This window comes from Amycolatopsis sp. SID8362 (assembly GCF_010550475.1).
Taxonomy (GTDB): domain Bacteria; phylum Actinomycetota; class Actinomycetes; order Mycobacteriales; family Pseudonocardiaceae; genus Amycolatopsis; species Amycolatopsis eburnea.
In genome coordinates this window covers 1-7,318 of record NZ_JAAGNB010000917.1, presented here as the reverse complement: position 1 = coordinate 7,318, position 7,318 = coordinate 1, and the positions used below count along the sequence as shown (strand labels likewise).

6 protein-coding genes are annotated in these 7,318 nt (G+C 70.8%); 1 reads left to right on the top strand and 5 read right to left on the bottom strand.

Features of this window, described 5'->3' with window-relative positions; genetic code table 11:
* A partial coding sequence (locus G3I65_RS28610; RefSeq protein WP_160698861.1) for a MarR family winged helix-turn-helix transcriptional regulator occupies positions 1-357 on the bottom strand: 357 nt, incomplete at its 3' end.
* 51 nt (positions 358-408) lie between these two features.
* Between G3I65_RS28610 and G3I65_RS28605 the strand changes: the two genes are divergently transcribed.
* Positions 409-1,674 carry an amidohydrolase family protein gene (locus G3I65_RS28605; RefSeq protein ID WP_160698860.1) on the top strand — a complete coding sequence of 422 codons (1,266 nt, stop codon included), beginning with the start codon at positions 409-411 and terminating at the stop codon, positions 1,672-1,674.
* Here the strand turns inward: G3I65_RS28605 and G3I65_RS28600 are convergent.
* The 4 genes from G3I65_RS28600 to secD form a co-directional block, all read right to left on the bottom strand.
* Positions 1,671-4,025 (bottom strand): bifunctional (p)ppGpp synthetase/guanosine-3',5'-bis(diphosphate) 3'-pyrophosphohydrolase, encoded by a 2,355-nt coding sequence (locus tag G3I65_RS28600; RefSeq protein WP_125315218.1) that lies wholly within the window; start codon positions 4,023-4,025, stop codon positions 1,671-1,673. The two genes, G3I65_RS28605 and G3I65_RS28600, sit on opposite strands and share 4 nt — an antisense overlap.
* A gap of 287 nt (positions 4,026-4,312) precedes the next feature.
* Positions 4,313-4,831 (bottom strand): adenine phosphoribosyltransferase, encoded by a 519-nt coding sequence (locus tag G3I65_RS28595; RefSeq protein ID WP_160698859.1) that lies wholly within the window; start codon positions 4,829-4,831, stop codon positions 4,313-4,315.
* A gap of 1 nt (position 4,832) precedes the next feature.
* A complete protein-coding gene (secF, locus tag G3I65_RS28590) occupies positions 4,833-6,062 on the bottom strand; it encodes a protein translocase subunit SecF (RefSeq protein ID WP_160698858.1) in 1,230 nt (409 codons plus the stop codon).
* 1 nt (position 6,063) lies between these two features.
* On the bottom strand, positions 6,064-7,318 hold a 1,255-nt coding region (gene secD / locus G3I65_RS28585), incomplete at its 5' end, for a protein translocase subunit SecD (protein ID WP_160698857.1).

The window sequence follows — 7,318 nt, the reverse complement described above, 5'->3', positions numbered from 1 at the left end:
GACGAGCCGGCGGACGTTGCCGCCGTGAGCCCGGGTGGCGCGCTCGGCCGTCCGGCGGCCTTCGGCGGTCAGCTCGACCCCGGTGCGGCGGCCGGTCGCGCCGTCTTCGGCCCGCGCCACCAGGCCGCGGTTCTCCATGCGGGTGAGCAGGTGCGAGACGCGGCTCTTCTCCCAGTCGAGCGCGTCGGCCAGCTCGCCGACGCGCATCGGCGCGCTCAGCGTCATCAGCACGCTGAACTCGGCTTTCGAGATGCCGCAGTCGCGCTGCAGCCCCCGGTCGAGTTCGCGGACGAGCAGGCGCTGGGCGCGCATCCAGGTGTCCCAGAACGCCCAGTCCTCGGTGCTCAGCTCCGCCATGCCGTCAGTCTACGCTAGAGTTGACACGTCAACTCTTGGGGAAGGACACCGATGAAGACCTTGGTTCAGGGCGGCGTGGTGCTCAGCATGGATCCCGCCGTGGGCACGCTCCCGCGTGGTGACGTGCTCATCGAGGACGGCCGGATCGCCGCCGTCGCCCCCGCGCTCGACGTCGGCGGCGCCGAAGTCGTCGACGCCACCGGAAAGCTCGTCCTGCCCGGCTTCGTGGACACCCACCGCCACACCTGGCAGACGGCGTTCCGCGGGGTCGGCGCCGGCTGGACGTTCGACCAGTACCGCACCGCCGTGCACGGCACGCTCAAGCCGCACTACCGGCCCGAAGACGTCTACCTCGGCAACCTGCTCGGCCGCCTGGAAGCGCTCAGCTCCGGCGTCACGACCATGCTCGACTGGTTCCACTGCGCCACCGCCCCGGAGAACGCCGACGCCGCGATCGCCGGCCTGCACGACGCACCCGGCCATTCGATCTTCTGCTACGGCGCCGACGGGCCGGACGTCGAACCGGAGATCCGGCGCGTGCGGAACCTGCTGCCGGGCGACGACATGGCGCTGGGCCTGCGCGGACCCGTGATGTCCACAATGGACGAGACCGCGGCGGACGTCGCGCTGGCGCGGGAACTCGGGCTCCCGGTGAGCACGCACGTCCACGGCACCGGCGGCTGGCGGCACGGCGACCGGCCGATCGCCGGGATGGCCGAGCGCGGCCTGCTCGACGACCGCACGACGATCGTCCACGGCAACGGCCTCTCCGACGACCAGCTGGCGATGCTCGCCGACGCGGGTGCTTCGGTATCGATCAGCCCGGACGTCGAGCTGAAGATGGGCTTCGAACCGCTCGTCGCCGGCCGGGCGCTGGCCGCCGGGCTGCGGCCGTCGCTGTCGATCGACGACTGCCCGTCCGCCGGCGGCGACCTGTTCGGCGCCATGCGCACGCTGTTCGCGGTCGAGCGCGGCATCCCAGCCCGGGACGTCCTCGGGTTCGCCACCCTGGACGGCGCGCGGACCTGCGGACGCGAAGCCCAGACCGGCAGCCTGACCGTCGGCAAGGACGCCGACCTGGTCCTGCTCGACGCCGACGACCTGTCCGTCTTCCCCGTCGGCGACCCGGCGGGCACCCTCGTCTCCGCCGGTCACCCCGGGCTCGTCGACAGCGTCTTCGTCGCCGGCGAAGCGGTCAAGCGCGACGGCCGGCTGCTCGGCGTCGACCTGCCGGCCCTGCGCGCCCGGCTGCGGGAATCGCGCGACCGGATCGCCGCGGCCGCCGGGATCGCCGTCGACGGGTCGTGGGTGCCCTAGGACGCCGACGTCACGCGGTAGACGTCGTAGACGCCTTCCACGCCGCGGACCACCTTGAGGACGTGGCCGAGGTGCTTCGGGTCGCCCATCTCGAACGAGAAGCGGCTGACCGCGACCCGGTCGCGGGACGTCGTCACCGAGGCCGACAGGATGTTGACCTTCTCGTCGGCCAGCACCTTGGTGACGTCCGAGAGGAGCCGGTGCCGGTCGAGCGCCTCGACCTGGATGGCCACCAGGAACACCGACGACGCCGACGGCGCCCACTCGACCTCGACCAGCCGCTCGGGCTGGGACTGCAGGTCACCGGCGTTCGTGCAGTCCGTGCGGTGCACCGAGACGCCGCCACCGCGGGTCACGAAGCCGAGGATCTCGTCGCCCGGCACCGGGGTGCAGCAGCGGGCGAGCTTCGCCCACACGTCGCTGGCGCCCTTGACCACGACGCCGACGTCGTTGGAGCCGCGGCGGCGGGTCACCGTGGACGGCGTGGCCCGCTCGGCGAGCTCCTCCTCCGCCGCGTCGACGCCGCCGATCAGCGCGACCAGCCGCTGGACGACGTGCTTCGCGCTGGTGTGGCCCTCGCCGACCGCCGCATACAGCGACGAGATGTCGGCGTGGCGCAGCTCGGTGGCGACCGCGCCCATCGACTCCGCGGAGACCAGCCGCTGGATCGGCAAGCCGACCTTGCGGATCTCCTTGGTGATGGCTTCCTTGCCGCCTTCGATCGCCTCGTCGCGGCGTTCCTTGGCGAACCACTGCCGGATCTTCGCGCGCGCCTTCGGCGAGCCGGCGAACTGCAGCCAGTCCCTGCTCGGGCCCGCGTTCTCCGCCTTCGACGTGAAGATCTCGACGACTTCGCCGTTCTCCAGCTTGCGTTCCAGCGCCACCAGGCGGCCGTTGACGCGGGCGCCGATGCAGCGGTGCCCGACCTCGGTGTGCACGGCGTAGGCGAAGTCGACCGGCGTCGACTCCACCGGCAGCGTGATCACGTCGCCCTTCGGCGTGAACACGAAGATCTCGCGGGAGGCCAGCTCGTAGCGCAGGGACTCGAGGAAGTCGCCCGGGTCCGCCGCCTCGCGCTGCCAGTCGAGGAGCTGGCGCATCCACGCCATCTCGTCGACGTCCATCGCGTTGCCGTTGTGCGTGCCCTTGGTTTCCTTGTAGCGCCAGTGCGCGGCGATGCCGTACTCGGCGGTGCGGTGCATCTCGTACGTGCGGATCTGCACCTCGAGGGGCTTGCCGTCCGGGCCGATCACCGTGGTGTGCAGCGACTGGTAGACACCGAAGCGCGGCTGCGCGATGTAGTCCTTGAACCGGCCGGGCACCGGCTGCCACAGCGCGTGCACGACACCCATCGCCGCGTAGCAGTCGCGGACGTCCTCGACCAGGATCCGGACGCCGACCAGGTCGTGGATGTCGTCCAGGTCGCGGCCGCGGACGATCATCTTCTGGTGGATCGAGTAGTAGTGCTTCGGCCGGCCCTCGACCTTCGCGGTGATCCGCGAGGAGACGAGGTTGCTGGTCAGGTCGGTGATGACCGACCGCAGGTAGATGTCCCGCGAGGGGGCGCGGTCGGCGACCAGGCGCACGATCTCGTCGTACTTCTTGGGCTGCAGGATCGCGAACGCGAGGTCTTCCAGCTCCCACTTGACCGTGGCCATGCCGAGCCGGTGGGCCAGCGGGGCGAGCACTTCGAGCGTTTCGCGGGCCTTGCGGGCCTGCTTCTCCGGCGGCAGGAAGCGCATGGTGCGCATGTTGTGCAGCCGGTCGGCGAGCTTGATGACCAGGACGCGCGGGTCCTTGGCCATGGCGATGACCATCTTGCGGATGGTCTCGGCCTCGGCGGACGTCCCGAGCTTGACCTTGTCCAGCTTCGTGACACCGTCGACCAGCTCGGCCACCTTCTCGCCGAAGTCGGCCTTCAGGCTCTCGACGGCGTAACCGGTGTCCTCGACCGTGTCGTGCAGCAGCGCCGCAACCAGGGTCGTGGTGTCCATGCCCAGCTCGGCGAGGATGGTGGCGACGGCGAGCGGGTGCGTGATGTAGGGGTCGCCGGACTTGCGCCGCTGGTTCCGGTGCAGCTCCTCGGCGACGTCGTAGGCGCGCTGGAGCAGCCCGAGGTCGGCGTTGGGGTGCAGCTCGCGGTGGATGACGGCGAGGGGCTCGAGGACCTGCTTGACCGGGGCGGCGCGCTGCGCGGTGATCCGCCGGGCGAGGCGCGCCCGGACGCGGCGGGTCGCGGACGGGTTCGGCGCCGCGCCGTTCGGCTTCGGCGACGCGGGCTGTGCCGCCGCCTGCCCGTTCTGCTGGGCGCCCTGTTTCGGGGGCACCGCGGCGTCGAGCTCCTGGCTCACCCGCACCTCCTGCTGCTCGTGCGGCCTTCGGACCACCAGGGTAGCCGTTGCGCCTCGTGGCCCTCTCGGGTGCGCCCGTTCAGGGGGATAGCGAGGCTGCGACCAGCGGCTTTGCTATCTGGGTGGCCCACCACCCCGATGCCCGATTGTGACTACGGACGGTGGTGCCGCGTCAAGGCGGGAAAGCGTGCCTTGACCCGGCGCCACCGTCCGTGTTCGGGCTTCGGATCGGGGTTGCGGGGAGGCCTGGGTGGGGTGCCCGTGCGGGTTGCGTGCCCGGCGTCCCGTCAGCAGGTTTGCAGGGCGTGGACCTTGCGGTCTGCGAGGACCTCGCGGCCGCCCAGTGCGGCCAGCTCCAGGACCACTGACACGCTGTCGACGACCGCGCCCGCGTCCTCCAGGAGCTTTCCGGTTGCGGCCACCGTGCCGCCCGTCGCCAGGACGTCGTCCAGGATTGCGATGCGCTGGCCGGGGCGGACCACGCCGGCGGGTAGCTCGACCGTTGCCGTGCCGTACTCCAGTGCGTAGTCCACCCGGCCTGCCACCTGGGGGAGCTTGCCCGGCTTGCGGATCAGCACCACGCCGAGGCCACGGGCGTACCCGACGGCCGCGGCGAGGAGGAAGCCGCGGGCCTCCACGCCGGCGAGCAGCTCGACTCCAGGGTCGAGCGTGCCCGCCAGCGCGTCGGTCACCGCTTTGAACGCGCCCGCGTCCGCGAAGAGCGGGCTCAGGTCGCGGAACAGGACGCCGGGCCCCGGGAAGTCCGGCACCTCGGCGATCAGGCCGAGGGCGTCGTCCAGCTGCACGTCAGCGCTTCCGCTTGCCGGACGGCTTGCCCTGCGGGCGCTGCTTCTGGATCCGGGCGGGGACGCTGGCCGCAGCCGCGTACGCCTTCTCCTTGCGCAGCTCCTTGGCCAGTTCGTCGTCGTCCGTGGCGTCGAAGTCCGCCTCGCCCGCCGCCTTGCGCTCCTGGTTGGCGCGGCGCTGGCGGACGCGCTCGGCCTGCTGCGCGTACTTCGGGTCGCGCATCTTGAAGTCGACCAGCAGCGGCGTGGCCAGCGCGACCGACGACAGGACGCCGACGAGGGTACCGGTCAGCTGCACCAGCGCCAGGTCCTGCAGCGTGCCCGAGCCGAGCAGCACGTACCCGACGATCAGCAGGCCCAGGATCGGCAGCAGCGCGATGAACGCGGTGTTGAACGACCGCATCAGGGTCTGGTTCAGCGCCAGGTTGGCGGCCTCGCCGTAGGTGCGGCGGGTCAGCCCGAGCAGGCCGCGCGTGTTCTCGCGGACCTTGTCGAACACCACCACCGTGTCGTAGAGCGAGAACCCGAGAATCGTCAAGAGACCGATCACCGTGGCCGGCGTCACCTCGAAGCCGATCAGCGAGTACACGCCCGCGGTGACCAGGATGTCGTGCAGCAGCGAGATGAGCGCCGCCACCGCCATCCGCGCGTCGAAGTAGATCGCCAGGAAGATGACGACCGCGACGAGGAACACCCCGAGCGCGATCAGCGCCTTCTGCGAGATCTCCCCGCCCCACGACGCGCTCACCGCGCTGTCGCTGATCGTCTGCGCGCTGGGCTGGCCGTTGCCGGCCTTCGGCCCGAGGTCGGCGAACAGGCCCTGCTTGAGCTTCGCGACGTCGGCCGCGTTCAGGGTGTCGGTGCGGATCTGGATGGTCGCCGCGTTGCCGGTGCCGACCTTCTGCGCTTCCGAGGCCGGCCGGCCGAGCGCCTTCTGGAACGACTCCTTCGCCTGCTCCTCGGTGATCACGCCGTGGATGCCGTTGGCCGGCATCTGGATCTGCGTGCCGCCCTCGAACTCGATGCCGAGGTTGAAGCCGCGGAACACCATCGACGCGAGGCACACCAGCACCAGCGCGGCGAAGAACATGTACCAGCGCTTGCGCTTGCCGACGACGTCGAACGCGCCGGTGCCGACGTACAGCCGGTGGAAGACGCTTTCCTTCTTGCCGGGCTTGGCCGCCACCTTGGCGTTGCCCTCGGCGTCCGTGCCCAGTTCTTCGACCCCCACGTCAGGCCTCCTTCACGTTCGCGCGGCCGACCGAGGTCGCCTTCTTCCGCTGCGAACCCAATTGCTGCACGGCGCCGAGGCCCAGGTGCCTCGGATTGGACAGGAACGCGTTCTTCGACGTGGACACCATGGCCACCAGCGGGTGCGTCACCAGGTACACGACCACCAGGTCGAGCACCGTGGACATGCCGAGGGTGAACGCGAAGCCCTGGACGTCGCCGACCGCGATGACGTACAGGATGGCCGCGGCCAGGAAGCTCACCGCGTCCGACGCCAGGATGGTGCGCCGGGCGCGGACCCAGCCGCGCGGCACCGCGGACCGGAACGTCCGGCCCTCCCGGATCTCGTCCTTGAGCCGTTCGAAGTAGATGACGAACGAGTCCGCCGTGATACCGATGGCGATGATCAGGCCGGCGATGCCCGCGAGGTCCAGCGTGTAGCCGATCCAGCGGCCGAGCAGCACCAGCACCGCGAACACCAGCGCGCCGGACAGGGCCAGCGACAGGATGGTGAGCACGCCGAGCAGCCGGTAGTAGAACAGGCAGTAGACGAACACGACCAGCAGGCCGATGCCGCCGGCGATCAGGCCGGCCTGAAGCGACGCGAGGCCGAGGGTCGCCGACACCGTGGTCGCGTCCGAAGAGGCGAACGACAGCGGCAGCGAGCCGTACTTGAGGATGTCCGAGAGGTCCTTCGCCTCGGACTGCGTGAACTTGCCGGTGATCTGGGTGTTGCCGTCGAGGATGGCCACCTGGATGTTCGGCGCGGACACGACCTGCGTGTCGAGCACGAACGCCGCCTGCTGGCCCTGGTTCTTCGACGTGAAGTCGGCCCAGGTCTTGGTGCCCGCGCTCTTGAAGCTGAGGTTCACCACCCACTGGCCGCGCTGCGAGTCGTAGCCCGAGTTCGAGTCCGCGATCTCGGTGCCCGGCAGGAACTCCGGCTCCAGCAGGTACTTGTAGGTGTTGTGGTCACCGCAGGCGACCAGCGGCAGCTTCGGGTCGTCGTTGCCTTCGAGGGCGTCCTTGGCGTTCGGCGCGCAGGTCAGCGACGCCATCGCCTTCGCGACCAGTTCCTGGTTCGCCTGGCCGTCGGCACCGATCAGCTTCGGGTCCTGGCGCACCGCCTTCGCGGCCTGGATCTGCTTCGCGGTCTCGGCGTCGACCGAGCCGTCCGAGGGGGCCGGGGCCTCGCTCGACGGCGGCGGCGTGGCGCTGCTGCTCGGGGCGGCCGGGGTGGTGCTCTGCTGCTGCGCG